Annotated in this window: 16 protein-coding genes and 1 pseudogene; 14 read left to right on the top strand and 3 right to left on the bottom strand. The window is 38.8% G+C overall.

Features of this window, described 5'->3' with window-relative positions; genetic code table 11:
• Positions 1 to 84 precede the first annotated feature (84 nt).
• The 13 genes and pseudogenes from HMPREF0027_RS03570 to HMPREF0027_RS03505 all read left to right on the top strand — a co-directional run bounded on the left by HMPREF0027_RS03570 (position 85) and on the right by HMPREF0027_RS03505 (position 10,849).
• Positions 85 to 750 carry a Bax inhibitor-1 family protein gene (locus tag HMPREF0027_RS03570; RefSeq protein WP_044024255.1) on the top strand — a complete coding sequence of 222 codons (666 nt, stop codon included), beginning with the start codon at positions 85 to 87 and terminating at the stop codon, positions 748 to 750.
• A 55-nt stretch (positions 751 to 805) separates the two neighbouring features.
• On the top strand, positions 806 to 1,141 hold the full coding sequence (locus HMPREF0027_RS03565) for a TusE/DsrC/DsvC family sulfur relay protein (RefSeq protein WP_005622328.1): 336 nt from the start codon (positions 806 to 808) through the stop codon (positions 1,139 to 1,141).
• A gap of 67 nt (positions 1,142 to 1,208) precedes the next feature.
• Positions 1,209 to 2,105, top strand: coding sequence for a metal ABC transporter substrate-binding protein (locus HMPREF0027_RS03560; RefSeq protein WP_005622327.1), 897 nt, complete (start codon positions 1,209 to 1,211; stop codon positions 2,103 to 2,105).
• Between the two features lies 1 nt (position 2,106).
• Positions 2,107 to 2,862, top strand: coding sequence for a metal ABC transporter ATP-binding protein (locus HMPREF0027_RS03555; protein ID WP_044024254.1), 756 nt, complete (start codon positions 2,107 to 2,109; stop codon positions 2,860 to 2,862).
• A 250-nt stretch (positions 2,863 to 3,112) separates the two neighbouring features.
• Entirely contained in the window at positions 3,113 to 3,652 is a 540-nt protein-coding gene (gene apt, locus HMPREF0027_RS03550) for an adenine phosphoribosyltransferase (protein ID WP_005622325.1), read from the top strand.
• A gap of 45 nt (positions 3,653 to 3,697) precedes the next feature.
• Positions 3,698 to 5,766, top strand: a pseudogene (gene dnaX / locus HMPREF0027_RS11310) (DNA polymerase III subunit gamma/tau).
• Positions 5,766 to 6,674, top strand: a complete 909-nt coding sequence (locus tag HMPREF0027_RS03535) for an ABC transporter ATP-binding protein (RefSeq protein ID WP_005622322.1) — start codon at positions 5,766 to 5,768, stop codon at positions 6,672 to 6,674. Before dnaX ends, HMPREF0027_RS03535 begins: the two are co-directional and overlap by 1 nt.
• Before the next feature lies 1 nt (position 6,675).
• The gene (locus HMPREF0027_RS03530) at positions 6,676 to 7,437 is read left to right on the top strand and encodes an ABC transporter permease (protein WP_005622321.1); all 762 of its coding nucleotides are present in this window, start codon (positions 6,676 to 6,678) and stop codon (positions 7,435 to 7,437) included.
• Between the two features lie 76 nt (positions 7,438 to 7,513).
• Complete coding sequence (gene modA, locus HMPREF0027_RS03525) at positions 7,514 to 8,272, top strand: molybdate ABC transporter substrate-binding protein (protein ID WP_044024253.1); 759 nt, start codon at positions 7,514 to 7,516, stop codon at positions 8,270 to 8,272.
• Between the two features lie 56 nt (positions 8,273 to 8,328).
• Positions 8,329 to 9,018, top strand: coding sequence for a molybdate ABC transporter permease subunit (modB, locus tag HMPREF0027_RS03520; RefSeq protein ID WP_044024251.1), 690 nt, complete (start codon positions 8,329 to 8,331; stop codon positions 9,016 to 9,018).
• Positions 9,019 to 9,021: 3 nt separating this feature from the next.
• A complete protein-coding gene (gene modC, locus HMPREF0027_RS03515; protein WP_005622318.1) occupies positions 9,022 to 10,077 on the top strand; it encodes a molybdenum ABC transporter ATP-binding protein ModC in 1,056 nt (351 codons plus the stop codon).
• A 48-nt stretch (positions 10,078 to 10,125) separates the two neighbouring features.
• Entirely contained in the window at positions 10,126 to 10,560 is a 435-nt protein-coding gene (locus tag HMPREF0027_RS03510) for a type II toxin-antitoxin system RatA family toxin (RefSeq protein WP_005622316.1), read from the top strand.
• A complete protein-coding gene (locus HMPREF0027_RS03505) occupies positions 10,520 to 10,849 on the top strand; it encodes an RnfH family protein (RefSeq protein ID WP_044024250.1) in 330 nt (109 codons plus the stop codon). Before HMPREF0027_RS03510 ends, HMPREF0027_RS03505 begins: the two co-directional genes overlap by 41 nt.
• 44 nt (positions 10,850 to 10,893) lie before the next feature.
• Here the strand turns inward: HMPREF0027_RS03505 and tdeA are convergent, their stop codons facing one another.
• The 3 genes from tdeA to gpt all read right to left on the bottom strand — a co-directional run bounded on the left by tdeA (position 10,894) and on the right by gpt (position 13,611).
• On the bottom strand, positions 10,894 to 12,303 hold the full coding sequence (gene tdeA / locus HMPREF0027_RS03500) for a toxin/drug exporter TdeA (protein WP_005622314.1): 1,410 nt from the start codon (positions 12,301 to 12,303) through the stop codon (positions 10,894 to 10,896).
• 121 nt (positions 12,304 to 12,424) lie between these two features.
• Positions 12,425 to 13,048: a guanylate kinase gene (gene gmk, locus HMPREF0027_RS03495; protein ID WP_005622313.1), complete on the bottom strand. Its 624-nt coding sequence runs from the start codon at positions 13,046 to 13,048 to the stop codon at positions 12,425 to 12,427.
• Between the two features lie 89 nt (positions 13,049 to 13,137).
• Positions 13,138 to 13,611 carry a xanthine phosphoribosyltransferase gene (gpt, locus tag HMPREF0027_RS03490; RefSeq protein ID WP_005622312.1) on the bottom strand — a complete coding sequence of 158 codons (474 nt, stop codon included), beginning with the start codon at positions 13,609 to 13,611 and terminating at the stop codon, positions 13,138 to 13,140.
• Between the two features lie 176 nt (positions 13,612 to 13,787).
• Here gpt and HMPREF0027_RS03485 point away from each other — a divergent pair, with 176 nt between their 5' ends.
• A complete protein-coding gene (locus tag HMPREF0027_RS03485; protein WP_005622311.1) occupies positions 13,788 to 15,242 on the top strand; it encodes an aminoacyl-histidine dipeptidase in 1,455 nt (484 codons plus the stop codon).
• Positions 15,243 to 15,277: the final 35 nt, after the last annotated feature.

Genomic DNA, 15,277 nt, shown 5'->3' with positions numbered 1-15,277 from the left:
GTAAATTTGTCGCTAATTTACACTTGATTTATGGAAGTTTTTCCATATACAAATAACAATTTTATTCAACTTAAAGGAAACAATATGGAAAATCGTGTAATTAGCGGTGCAACAAGTAATGAATCATTACTCAGCACTCACAAAGTACTACGTAATACTTATTTATTACTTTCAATGACATTAGCCTTCTCAGCAGTAGTTGCTTTTGTTGCGATGTCAATGAATGCCCCTGCATTACCGTGGTGGGGGTTATTAATCGGTTTCTACGGTTTATTATTCTTGACTAATGCAACGGCAAATAGCAGTGCGGGTATCTTAAGCGTATTTGCGTTAACCGGCTTTTTAGGTTATACCCTAGGCCCAATTTTAAACCGCTATATCGGTGCCGGTTTAGGTGATGTTGTGGTTCTTGCACTTGGTGCAACCGCATTAGTATTTTTTGCTTGTTCTGTTTATGTGTTGACCACTAAAAAAGATATGTCATTTTTATCTGGTATGATGATGGCATTATTTGTAGTGTTACTTGTTGGTATCATCGCAAATATTTTCTTAGCAATTCCGGCATTAAGCCTTGCAATGAGTGCATTATTTGTGGTGTTCTCAAGCGGTGCGATTCTACTTGGTACAAGTAATATTATTCATGGTGGAGAAACAAATTATATCCGTGCAACCGTGGATTTATACGTATCTCTATACAATTTATTCTTAAGCCTATTACAAATCTTCGGTGTATTAGGTAGCGACGATTAATTTAAAACAAATTTGAGAGAGAGTAAGTGCCACACCTGTGGCACTTTTATTTTTTATGTATTACATTGAATTAAACCAACAAAAATATCCAACAGATGCTTCAGGTTACTTAACTAACCTTGATGATTGGTCGGAAGCGCTTGCGATTGAAATTGCCAAGAAAGAACAAATTGTTCTGACAAATGAACACTGGGAAATTATCTTTCTAGTACGCGATTTCTATCAAGAATACAAAACTTCGCCGGCAATCCGAATGCTAGTTAAAGCAATGGCGCAAAAATTCGGTGAAGAGAAAGGCAATAGCCGTTATTTACAACGTTTATTTCCTGACGGTCCGGCAAAACAAGCAACTAAAATTGCCGGTTTACCTAAACCGATTAAATGTTTATAATTATAATTAATTGAGATTCATTCTCAATTTCATCATAAGTGAAAATTCATGATAAAAAGGAGAAACTATGAAACTTTCATTTTTAAAACAAGCATTTGTGGTCACATTAGGTATGAGTGCTGCCCTCTCAATGGCTGCATCGTTCAAAGTTGTTACTACCTTTACCGTTATCCAAGATATTGCACAAAACGTTGCCGGTGATAAAGCGGTTGTAGAATCTATTACCAAACCTGGCGCAGAAATTCATGACTATCAACCAACACCTAAAGATATTGCTAAAGCACAAAAAGCTGACCTTATCTTATGGAACGGTATGAATTTAGAACGTTGGTTTGAACGTTTCTTTGAAAACGTAAAAGGTAAACCGGCTGTTGTTGTGACCGAAGGCATTACGCCAATTGCAATTACTGAAGGTGAATATAAAAACTTACCGAATCCGCATGCGTGGATGTCATCAGCGAATGCTCTGCAATATATTGAAAATATTCGTGCCGCATTAGTGAAATACGATCCGAAAAATGCCGAAAGCTATAACCAAAATGCTAAAGCTTACGCTGAAAAAGTCAAAGCTATTGCAGAGCCTTTACGCCAACGCCTATCTGTTATTCCGGAAGCACAACGTTGGTTAGTAACCAGTGAAGGCGCATTTAGTTATTTAGCACAAGATTATCAGTTAAAAGAACTTTATTTATGGGCAATCAATGCTGAAGAACAAGGTTCTCCACAACAAGTGAAAAAGGTGATCGACGGCGTAAAAGCTAACAATATCCCTGTTGTTTTCAGCGAAAGTACCGTATCGGATAAACCGGCAAAACAAGTGGCAAAAGAAACCGGCGCATTATACGGCGGTGTATTATATGTCGATTCACTTTCAACCAAAGACGGCGCTGTACCGACTTATTTGGATTTATTAAAAGTGACAATCAGCACAATTGTTGACGGTTTTGAAAAAAGCAAAAAATAATATGGCATCCATTCCAACCTCTATTTCTGTTGAAAAGCTAAGTGTCCGTTATAATAACGGGCATTTAGCCTTACACGACGTATCCTTTCAGATTCAAGACGGCACAATTTGTGCTTTAATCGGTGTGAATGGCGGTGGTAAATCTACGCTATTTAAAAGTTTAATGGGATTAGTCAAACCTCAAACCGGCAAAATCCTGTTAAACCAGATGCCAATTCAACAAGCTTTGAAACAAAATCTAGTATCTTATGTGCCACAAAGTGAAGAAGTCGATTGGCAATTTCCTGTTTCCGTTTACGATGTAGTGATGATGGGTCGGTATGGCTATATGGGATTTCTACGCCGTCCTTCACCTCTTGATAAACAAAAAGTGATGCAGGCAATGGAACGAGTGGACATTTGCCATTTGCAACACCGACAAATCGGTGAGCTTTCTGGCGGACAGAAAAAGCGAGTGTTTCTTGCTCGAGCATTGGCACAAGAAAGTCAGATTATTTTACTGGACGAGCCGTTTACCGGTGTTGATGTCAAAACCGAAAATGCCATCGTTGAATTGTTGCAGCAACTGCGTAGCGAAGGACATTTAGTTTTAGTTTCAACACACAATTTAAATAGCGTGCCTAGCTTTTGCGATCAAGTATTGATGATCAATCGTACCTTACTTGCTGCCGGAAAAACCGAAACCACCTTTACTACCGAAAATCTGGAAAAAGTCTTTGGCGGTGTACTACATTATCTTGCTAAAGATATTGTATAAACGCATCACAGCAAAAGACTGCTACAGTATGCTCTAATTGCTACAAGCGGTCTTTTTTTCTGTATTTTTTTCTGTATTTTTTGCAAAAAGTCTTCAAAAATAACCGCTTAGAAAAGAATAAAGTGCTGAAGAATTACTATTTCCTTGCTCATTTTTAGAGGAAATCGCCGGTCTTTTCAAATTTCCCTTGTAATTTTGCTCAGTTTTGCTAAATTCTTCAGGTTATCTTGCTATTTTTTAAGGTCTAACCATGAACCAATTAGATTTAATCAAATCATCTATCAAATCTATTCCTGACTATCCGAAAGCAGGTATTATTTTCCGTGACATTACCTCATTATTAGAAGTGCCGGAAGCATTCAAGGCAACCGTAGATGCGATCGTTGCTGAATTTAAAGATAAAGGTATTACTAAAGTCGTTGGAACAGAATCTCGCGGCTTTATCTTTGGTGCACCGGTAGCGCTTGCGTTGGGCGTACCTTTTGTATTAGTTCGTAAACCGAAAAAATTACCACGTGAAGTTATTTCACAATCTTATTCTTTAGAATATGGTGAAGATACGCTGGAAATCCATTTAGATTCAGTAAAAGAAAGTGACAACGTATTAGTTGTAGACGATTTATTAGCAACCGGCGGTACGATTGACGCTACGGCAAAATTAATTCGTCGCTTAGGCGGTAAAGTAGAACACGCTGCATTTGTGATTTGGTTACCGGATTTAGGCGGTAAAGAACGTCTAGAAAAAGAAGGTATCAACTCATTCACATTAGTTGAATTTGCCCGTCATTAATATTTCTTAGTACGGAATACTATTCCGTAATAAATAAGAGTCGCAATGAGTTATCAAGTTTTAGCCCGTAAATGGCGTCCGCAACGTTTTTCTGAAGTTGTCGGACAACAACACGTTTTATCTGCATTAGAAAATGGTCTGCGTGAAGGCAGACTTCATCACGCCTACCTGTTTTCTGGTACACGTGGTGTAGGTAAAACCTCAATTGCACGCCTATTTGCAAAAGGCTTAAATTGCGAAACCGGTATCACCGCTACACCTTGCGGTGAATGCGCAAATTGTAAAGCGATCGAAGAAGGTCGCTTTATTGATCTGATTGAAATTGACGCAGCTTCACGTACCAAGGTCGAAGACACACGTGAGTTGCTTGACAACGTTCAATACAAACCGACCGTTGGACGCTTTAAAGTTTACCTAATTGACGAAGTGCATATGCTCTCTCGTCACAGCTTCAACGCCCTGCTTAAAACGCTAGAAGAACCACCTGAATATGTGAAGTTCTTACTTGCCACGACAGATCCTCAAAAGTTGCCGATTACGATCTTATCCCGTTGTATGCAATTCCACTTGCGTGCATTGGATCAAGTTCAGATCGCCAACCATCTCGAATTTATCCTACAACAGGAGAATATTCCCTACGAGTCAGCCGCTATGGAAAAATTAGCAAAAGCGGCTCAAGGCAGTATTCGTGATTCATTAAGTTTAACCGACCAAGCAATTGTGGTAAGCAATGCGAATATTAGCTTGCCTATCGTGCAGCAGATGCTCGGTTTAATTGATGATCACCAGCCAATCGAATTAGTCACTGCACTTGCACAAGCCGATGGTGAAAAAGCGATGTCAGTGATTCAATCTGTTGCTGAAAAAGGCGTTGATTGGTCACAATTACTCTCTGACGTTGCCCAAACTTTACATCAAATTGCAATGCTACAGTTGCTCAAAAATAGTGGGCAGGAACAAACTCAGCTGCATTTTTTAGCCAAACAAATTGCACCTGAAGACGTACAATTTTTCTATCAGTTAATGCTCAATGGTAAAAAAGAATTGGAATTTGCGCCGGAACAACGTGCCGGTGTCGAAATGACAATTTTACGTGCATTGGCTTTCCATCCTAAACGAGTGGAAGAAATCAATCGCCAACCGGTAAGAGAAGTTGTTCAAACAACAGCCTCAGCTGTAACGCAAACCTCACAACAAAATATCGAACAACTCAAAGCCCGTTTAAACCAGAATCATACGTCACAAGCGGTTAATTCTGTACAAAATATTGCAACATCGCCTGTTGCAAAAATGTCAGAAAATTCGACCGCTTACCAGCAGCCAAACGTAAGTGCGGCTGAAAGCAGTTCAGTACTGGTATCACCTGCTCTAGCGGCAATGCAAGCTCGTAAACAGTTACAACAAACTCAGGCACAACTTACTCAAAACGAAAAAAAAAATCTGAGCTAGTTAAACCGGCTATTCCATCCACAAGCCGAGCAAATCCACAAAAAATGCCAAGTTTACAAGAGCGTTTTATGAACTTGGCAACCGAGCAACAAGTACAATCTCAGCCTCAACCAACACAACAAGCGGCAAAACCGTTAAGTGATGAAGAGTATCGCTGGACGTGGCTCAATCCCGAATTAGAAACTCAAAATGAGAGTACTAAGCCATCCGATATCAAACAAGCGATCTTGCAAGAACGCACGCCGGAATTAGTCGCAAAGACGATTGCATTATCTTGTGAACAGGATGAGTGGTGCCAGATTGTGAATGAGTTAAAACTCGGCGGGTTATCTCGTCAAGTGGCACTAAATAGCTATTTGGCCGAAAAACAAGGTGAACAACTTAAATTAATCCTTAAACTTGCAATGGCACATTTAGATAATGCCGAATCTCGTCAGAGTCTAGCGACTGCCTTACAAGAAAAAGGCTTTAGCTATGAATTGAGTATTGGCGAAAGTGCGGAACATAAAACACCGCTAGAAATTCGCCGTGCCATTTTTGAAAACTTAACCCTCGAAGCCAAAAAAGCGCTTAGCAATGATGAAAAATTAATGCTGTTACGCCAAACATTTGATGCGGAAATAGACGAAAGTACGATTCGCGCCGTTGCAGAGAATAAAGAATAATGAAAGCCCTAGAAATTACGAATCTTATCAAAACCTACCCGACCGGTGTACAGGCAGTTAAAGGAATCGATCTTATTGTCGAACAAGGTGATTTTTACGCATTGCTTGGTCATAACGGTGCCGGAAAATCAACTACCATTGGTATCATTAGCTCCCTCGTGAATAAAACCGGTGGCAGCGTAAAAGTCTTCGGTTATGATCTTGATACGCAAAAAATTCAGCTTAAACAGCAAATCGGTCTCGTGCCGCAAGAATTTAACTTCAATCAGTTTGAAAAAGTGATTAATGTTCTGACTCAGCAAGCCGGTTATTACGGTATCTCACATAAAGAAGCCTTAATTCGAGCTGAAATTTGGTTGAAAAAACTCGATCTTTGGGAAAAACGAAGCCATTTTACTCGCGAGCTTTCCGGTGGTATGAAACGCCGAGTAATGATAGCCAGAGCCTTAATGCATAATCCGAAATTACTGATTTTAGATGAGCCAACCGCTGGGGTGGATATTGAGTTACGCCGTAGTTTATGGGACTTTTTACGTGAACTGAATCAACAAGGCACAACCATTATTTTAACTACTCACTATTTGGAAGAAGCCGAAAATCTTTGCCGTCATATCGGGATTATCCAAAACGGTTTATTGGTTGAAAATACTTCAATGAAAGCCTTGCTTGCCAAATTAGAAACCGAAACTTTTGTGCTAGATTTGCAAAAAAAATCGGAAAATCAACCGCTTGTCATCCATAGCTATCCGTTTAAATGGCTTGATGAGAACACTTTAGAAGTTGAAGTGCAGCGAGAACAAGGTTTAACCAATCTGTTCCAACAAATTGCAGTACAAGGATTTGAAGTCTCAAGTATGCGTAACAAATCCAATCGTTTAGAAGAATTGTTTATGAAAATGGCGAATTAAAATGAATTTAACAGGATTCCTCACTCTTGCCGGCAAAGAATCATGCCGAGTGATTCGTATTTGGAAACAAACGCTTGTTCCGCCTATTATTACCACGACACTCTACTTCCTAATTTTCGGAAAATTAATCGGCGGTCGTATCGGCGATATGAGCGGTGTAAGCTATATGCAATTTATTGCGCCCGGACTTGTAATGATGACGGCAATTACCGCATCTTATGTTAATAGCGCATCGTCATTTTTCCTGAGTAAATTCACTAAAACCTATGAAGAATTACTCGTCTCGCCACTTTCCAGTCACGATATTATTTGGGGATATGTTGCGGGAAGTATTATTCGAGGTGGATTGGCAGGCATTTTAGTCATGCTGGTTTCGCTCTTTTTCGTATCTTACGACGTTCATTCATGGGCAATCATTTTGCTGACGCTATTAATGACGACCATCTCCTTTGCATTAGGCGGTTTAATCAATGCGGTATATGCTAAATCCTTTGATGATGTCGGCTTAATTCCGACATTCGTACTTACACCGCTCACTTATTTAGGTGGTGTATTTTATTCTATTTCATTACTACCAGAATTTTGGCAAGCCGTATCAAAATTTAACCCGATTGTGTATATGATCAACGGTTTCCGCTACGGATTCCTTGGTATTACGGATGTTTCTGTGGTTTATACTTTTTCAGTATTGAGTAGCTTTATCGTTATTTTATATTGGTTTGCTTTTTCATTGATAGAGAAAGGTACCGGCCTACGTTCTTAAAATAAGTTATGTAGACTTGCAAAAAATACGAGAAATTAAACCGCTTGTTTCGCATGATTATATAAAAGGAGACCCAATGAAAACATTAACAAAACTTTTCCTAATCGGTAATATGCTTTTTTCATCCAGTTTGGTATTGGCAACAGATATTACCGTTTTCGCCGCTTCATCAATGACCAATGTATTACAAGAAATCAATCAAGATTTTGCTAAACAATATCCTGATGACAAAGTCATTTTCTCGTTTGCTTCAAGTTCAGTTTTAGCTAGACAGCTCGAACAAGATGCACCGGCAGATGTGTTTATTTCTGCCGACCTGAAATGGATGGACTATCTAAAAGAAAAACAGCCCACAAAAACGCAAAATATCCGTTATCTCGTTAAAAATGATCTTGTTTTAATCGCACCAAAAGACAGTTCATTAACGGCAGGCGATATACAAGCGGTCGATTTTGACAAAATTTTAGCAAATGGCTATTTATCGGTCGGTGATCCGGCTCATGTACCGGCAGGCAAATATGCAAAAAAAGCGCTAGAACATTACGGCTTATGGCAGCAAATTGAGCCTAAACTTGCCCGAGCCAAAAATGTACGTGATGCACTTTCGTTTGTCGAACGGGGCGAATCGTCACTCGGTATTGTTTACTCTACCGATGCGAAAGTTTCTAATAAAGTGAAAGTAATCGCAGTTTTTCCAAACAAAAGCTATGGTGAAGTAATTTATCCGGCTGCTACAGTGAGTGATAAAGTACAAGCTAAAACATTTTTAGATTTCCTAAAAACGCCGAAAGCCAAAGCGAAATTTGAAGCCGCCGGTTTTTATCCGATTAATTAATTCGACAAAAGGGATAGCTAACGCTATTCCTTTTCTGCTTATCTACGGTTGAAATGATGTTCAATTTTACCCCTCAAGAACTTGATGCTATTTTCTTAAGCTTGAAAGTGGCTTTACTGGCGGTTGTACTATCACTACCATTTGCCATATTTATCGCTTGGTTATTATCTCGCAAACAATTTTGGGGTAAAAACTTATTAAACGGTATCGTTCATTTACCTCTGGTTTTACCGCCGGTCGTGATTGGCTATTTATTATTGGTTTCGATGGCCAAAAAAGGTGTAATCGGTCAGTATTTATGGCAATGGTTTGAATTTTCGTTCAGTTTTTCTTGGAAAGGTGCGGTACTTGCTTCAATGGTGATGGCATTTCCGTTAATGGTTAGATCGATCCGCCTGACATTAGATGCGGTTGATCCGAAATTGGAACAAGCCGCCAGAACCTTAGGTGCTTCTCCGTTAAAAGTCTTTTTTACACTCACTCTGCCGCTTTCTTATTCGGGTATTATCGCCGGAACCGTACTCGGTTTTGCTCGTTCATTGGGCGAATTTGGGGCAACAATCACCTTTGTCTCCAATATTCCGAATCAAACCCAAACCATTCCGTCCGCACTCTTTACTTTTATCGAGACACCAGGCGGCGAACTGGCTGCCGCACGTTTATGTGCCGTTTCGATTATGATTTCCTTAATTGCACTGTTTGCTTCCGAATGGTTTGCTGAAAAGCAGAAACGTTTACTAAATTAACTTATGCTTCAATTAAATCTACATCAGACACTCGGACAACTTGAGTTAGCGGTAAAGTTAGATATTCCGAATAAAGGCGTTACCGCTATTTTTGGACGTTCCGGTGCGGGTAAATCGAGTCTAATCAATTTAATTGCAGGTTTATCTACACCACAAAAAGGCTATATCCGACTTAATCAACAAACCTTATTCAATAGCGAGCAAGGACTCAACCTTGCTCCGGAAAAGCGAAAAATCGGTTATGTATTTCAAGAACACCGACTTTTTCCACACTACACCGTTGAAAAGAACCTAAAATACGGCTACAAGCGGTCGGATTCCGCTCACTTTTTGCAAATCGTACAATTACTTGGTATTGAGCATTTACTCACTCGTTTTCCGGCTAGCCTTTCTGGAGGCGAAAAACAGCGTGTCGCGATCGGTCGAGCGCTATTAAGCGACCCGCAATTATTACTAATGGACGAACCGTTATCCGCGCTTGATTTGCCACGCAAGCACGAATTGATGAATTATTTGAGCAAACTTGCCGCCCAAATTGAAATTCCGATTTTATATGTCAGCCATAGCTTAGATGAGATTATTCGTTTGGCGGATAACCTTATTTTGCTCGAACAAGGTAAAGTTATGCTTTTCGATAGTGTTACTAACGTGTGGCACCACCCTGCTTTTATGGCTTGGCAACCAGATTCACAAAAAGTTGGCTTATTAGAATTAACGATTCATTCCTACCAACCTACTTACAAAATGGTTAGTTTAAATCTTGGCACGCAACAAATTTGGATTAACGAAACACCTCATCATCAAATCGGTGATAAATTACGCATTACTATTGCCAGCAAAGATGTGTCTATCAGTTTAGAAAAGCCGAGCCAAAGCTCTATTCGCAATATCTTACAAGGCAAAATTATGCAGATTATTGAGCAAAGTGAACGAGTGGATATTGCCGTCTTAGTTGATAACGACATAATATGGGCTAGCATTAGCTTATGGTCATTTGATGAATTGGCATTAAAAGAAGGGCAATATATCTATTTACAAGTCAAAAGCGTTTCTTTGTAGAAATGCAAAAATTTAGTAAAATACGACCGCTTATTTGAGAGAGAAACCATGCCAGTAGTAAACCAATCATCCCTTGTCGCTTATAGTGCAGAACAAATGTATCAGCTCGTTAACGATTATGAAAAGTATCCACAGTTTTTATCCGGCTGCGTAGGCTCTAAAACCATTAGTCGTGGTGAAACAGAACTAGAGGCAGAGCTACATATTCAAAAATTAGGTATTAGCCAAACCTTCAGCACACATAACACAATGCGCCCGAATGAACGTATTGAAATGAAATTAATTAAAGGTCCTTTTCGTTATTTACAAGGTGTTTGGACATTCCAACCCTTTGATGAACAAAGCTGTAAAATCAGCTTACAACTTGAATTCGAGTTCTCAAATCCTGTTGTTGGTATGGTGTTTGGGAAAGTGTTTAACGAAATGACCATAAAAATGGTCAATGCGTTTAAACAGAGAGCCAAGGAGGTTTACGGTGTCTGAATCAGAAAAGATTATTGTTGAAGTTGCTTACGCCTATCCTGAACGTTATTTTCTTAAAAAGCTGACACTTGATAGCACAACAACAATTCAAAATGTGATTTTGCAATCTGGTATCTTAGAAAAATATACCGAAATCGATTTGAGAACCAATAAAGTTGGTATCTTTAGTCGTCCAGCAAAATTAACCGATATTGTGGAAAATGGTGATCGAATTGAAATCTACCGCCAATTAATTGCTGATCCGAAAGAAATCCGCCGTAAGCGAGCGGCTGAACAAAACAAAAAATAAGAAAGAAGCACGAAAAGTAAACTGCTCTTCGTGCTTTATTTTTCTTAGCGAATATATTTACCCGCCATTGATTGATACACCGTATTCTCGCCTGAAAGAATCGTATATTTTTGATTCAAAATCGAAAGCTGAGAACTAAGCTCGGTATTCATTGCTGCAATCCACTCGCGGAATTCCGATGCACCTTGTTCATAACGATTTTTATAATAAGTGCTGATGCGCTTATCATGTTCATACGCTTTTTGTAAAGTTGCATAACTGCTACGAGCTTGCTCATAAGTATAATAGTGCGTATCAATTTCATTCAATGCGCTTGTTAACGTTTGCTCATAATTTAATTTCGCCGTCATATAATCAGACTCTGAAATTTTTACATTATTCTTAACTCGATTCCAATCTAAGAATGGTAAGTCAAATGAAAGAACACCATTACCCACTGGATTATCTGCCACATTATATGCTTTTGCTGCATTACCGGAAATTGATGCACCTAGAGTAACGGTTGGAAACCAACTTTTTTCTGTAGCGGTTAAACTATTAAATGCGCTTCGTAAACGATTTAAACGAGCAGTTACATCCGGACGGTTTGCAATTGTAGAAACCGGTACATTTAAATCTACACCTTGTAATTTCACCGCTAAAATACTTGGATAACGAGAAGGTAGTGATTGATTCGGTTTTAGATTCAATAAATTACGTAGTGTTTGTTCCGCTGTTTTTAAATTCGTACGATAAGCAATTAAGTTATTACGAGCATTTAATGTCGCTTGCTGTGCTTGCTCTACTGCTAAACGGTCGATTGCACCAGCTGCTAACTTATTATTTAAGATGCGTGAAATCTGTTCGTAGTTCTTAATTGTACGTTCAATCACGCTAATAGCATCTTTGTAATAAGCGATTTGATAATATGTTGTCACCACTGAGTTGATCAGTGAAAGACGTGCAGATTTTAAATCCTCAATCGTGGCTTTGTGCTCCCATTCAGCGGCACTTGCCGTATCCGCTAAACGACGCCATAAATCCAAGGTATAACTTAAATTAAATGCTGCAGTATTAGAAATAGTAGATGTACCAGTTGAAGCTTGACCAAGCCCTATACCGCTTTGAGCTGTGGAATGTATTTTTTTTGCTGCTGAAGCAGAGCCCGAGCCACTAAAGGTCGGAACTAAATTCGCTCCAACTAAATTTGCATTATAAAGCGCTTTATTTACTGCAATGGCACTTTTCGCTAAATCTAAGTTATTTGCAATCGCTTGATCAATAACGGTGTTAAGTTGGTTATCGTTATAACTTCTCCACCATTGTTCGTTGATTTGAAATTGTTTTGTTATCTCTTGGTATTGTTGATAGGTTGCTTGTGCCTGCTCAAGAGACCCGTCTTTACTCATATTCGTTGAACAAGCAGATAAAGCAAGTGCAACTGAAAGTGTTAAAGCTAATTTTGAAAGTTTCATGTAATTTCCTTGAAACGAGGACAATAAGAAAAATGAATATTTTAAAGAAATCTCTTTTTCCTTGCCAGTTACTATAAAGATCAATTCATTATTGAAATCTTTTACAAAAATTGACTATTTATTATGCTGAGAGTAATTGCTCAATAAGCTGCTGATGTCGGAGAGCCTGAGTATCTAACTTCAAACGCTCTGCAGTTAAAATGCTTTTTAATTCGCCTAAGGCAGTCTGAAAATCATCATTCACAATGACATAATCAAACTCATTATAGTGAGACATCTCTGAAATTGCCTCCCCCATTCGTTTTGCAATGGTCTCCGCAGAATCTTGCCCTCTACCAAACAAACGTTTTTCTAACTCCGCTCGGGAAGGTGGCAAAATGAATATAGTCTTTACATTTGGAAGTTTCTGACGAATTTGACGAGCACCTTGCCAATCAATGTCTAAAAAGACATCAATACCTTGAGCTAAACTTTTTTCAATCATAGGCAAAGACGTGCCGTAATAATTACCGAACACTTCAGCCCATTCTAAAAAATGCCCTTTCTCAATCAATGCTTCAAATTCCGCGTGACTTGTAAAATAATAATGCACTCCATTTTCTTCACCTGGGCGAGGATTACGCGTAGTATGGGAAATAGAAAGCTGAACTTCCGAACGAGGTAGATCAGCTAACAGTGCATTGATTAATGAAGATTTACCCGCACCACTAGGTGCAGAAAGAATATAAAGATTACCTAAACTCATAATGTTTAATTAATAATAGACAACAGAAAATGGAAAAATGGATAACCGAGCTGTAGATTCTCAATTATCCATTTTCATTACGTTCTTAATTACTGACGTGCTAAAGGTGGAACAAATGTAATACCTAAATCCCAAGGTTGTTCGATCCATGTTTCTTGTGGGATATCAACTACGTAATCATCCACTAATGGAGCACCGGCTGGTTTAGCGAATACAGTGACAAATTTTGCTTTTGGATACATTTTACGAATTTCTTTTGCGGTATTACCTGTATCAACTAAATCATCCACAACAATAAAGCCTTCTCCATCTGTTTGAGCTGCGTGTAATACTTTTAATTCAACTTGTTCATCATGATCATAACTAGAGATACATACAGTTTCAACATGGCGAATACTTAATTCACGTGCAAGTACCGCAGCCGGAAATAAACCACCGCGACTTACTGCAATAATGCCTTTCCATTGCGATGCAGGTAAAAGACGCTCGGCTAATTTACGCGCATGCATGTGGAACATATCCCAAGTTACAACATATTTTTCGTTTGTGTATTTTTCGCTCATACAAAATATCCTAGATAAAAAAAAGCGGTGACAAGGCACCGAATAAAAAAATTACGTTATTTTAACCTAAAAAGCGCTTTCGTGCTATCATTTCCGTTATTCTTCATCAATAGCGGTCTATTTTTTGCAATTTTTTACCAAAACTTAAACGCTATCATTATTTTCACGAGGTTATTATGTCTGAAATTTCAAATCTTTCTCCTACTCTACTATGGCAATGGTTTGATAAAGTGTGCTCAATTCCACACCCTTCATACCATGAAGAACAACTCGCCAACACACTGGTAGAATGGGCTAAATCAAAACAATTATTTGCAGAACGAGATGAAGCCGGAAACGTATTAATTCGTAAGCCAGCCACTGCCGGCATGGAAAATCGTCAATCTATCGCCTTACAGGCCCACTTAGATATGGTTCCACAAGCAAATGCCGCAACAAAACATGACTTTCTAAAAGATCCTATCCAACCTTATATTGACGGTGAATGGGTTAAAGCAAAAGGAACAACACTAGGCGCAGATAATGGTATTGGTCTTGCGTCTTGTATGGCTGTATTAAAAGCAAATGATATTGCCCACCCAGAAATCGAAGTATTACTTACAATGAGCGAAGAAGTCGGTATGGAAGGCGTATTAGGCTTACGTCCGAATTGGTTAACATCAAATATTATGATCAATACCGATACGGAAGATAATGGCGAAATTTATATCGGCTGCGCAGGTGGAGAAAACATCAACTTAGCACTCCCGCTTGAATATCAATATCCGCAATTTGATAAAGCCCTAAATATTACCTTAAAAGGTTTACAAGGCGGACATTCCGGATGTGATATTCATACAACGCGAGTGAATGCAATCAAATTGTTAGCAAGAATTCTAGCAGAGACCCTCTCTCAAGAGGATTTTCAATTAGCCGACATCAAAGGCGGCTCAGTACGAAATGCCATTCCTCGAGAGGCTTCGGCAACGATTGTATTCCATGCAAATAATCAAGCAAAAATTACCGCTTGCTTAGCACAATTAACCGATGTTTTAAGTTCAGAACTAAAACTTGCGGAGCCGAATCTCACTTTACTGATAGAAGAAACTGATGTTCCGGTGCAAATTTTCACAAACGAATCAACTCAAAAAGCAATTCATTTACTTAATCTCTTGCCAAACGGCATTATCCGTAATAGTGATGTAGTAAAAAATGTTGTTGAAACATCTCTAAGTATTGGGGTATTAACAGTCGAAAATAAAGGACTAGTAGCAACGATTCTTGCTCGCTCTCTCATTGAAAGTGGAAAAGCTGAAGTACGAGCTAAAATTAATTCTTTAGCGACACTCACCGGTGCTCATGCTGAATTTAGCGGCGATTACCCAGGTTGGGAACCTGATACTTCATCTCTCATTACACCATTAACCAAGAAAATTTATGATGAAGTATTGGGCTATGAAGCAAAAATTAAAGTCATTCATGCAGGTCTCGAATGCGGATTAATTAAAAAAGTTTATCCAAATATGGATCTAGTCTCAATCGGACCAACTATCCGTAACGCTCATTCACCGGATGAGAAAGTACATATCCCTGCAGTTGAGATTTATTGGAAATTATTGACCAAACTGCTTGCTCAAGCACCAGCAAAATAATGAAATAAGTAAATAAAACGGCTAGAAACAATTTC

Origin of the sequence: Actinobacillus ureae ATCC 25976 (assembly GCF_000188255.1) — a bacterium.
Taxonomy (GTDB): domain Bacteria; phylum Pseudomonadota; class Gammaproteobacteria; order Enterobacterales; family Pasteurellaceae; genus Actinobacillus; species Actinobacillus ureae.
The sequence above is the reverse complement of the archived record's forward strand: the minus strand, read 5'-3'. Positions and strand labels throughout refer to the sequence as shown.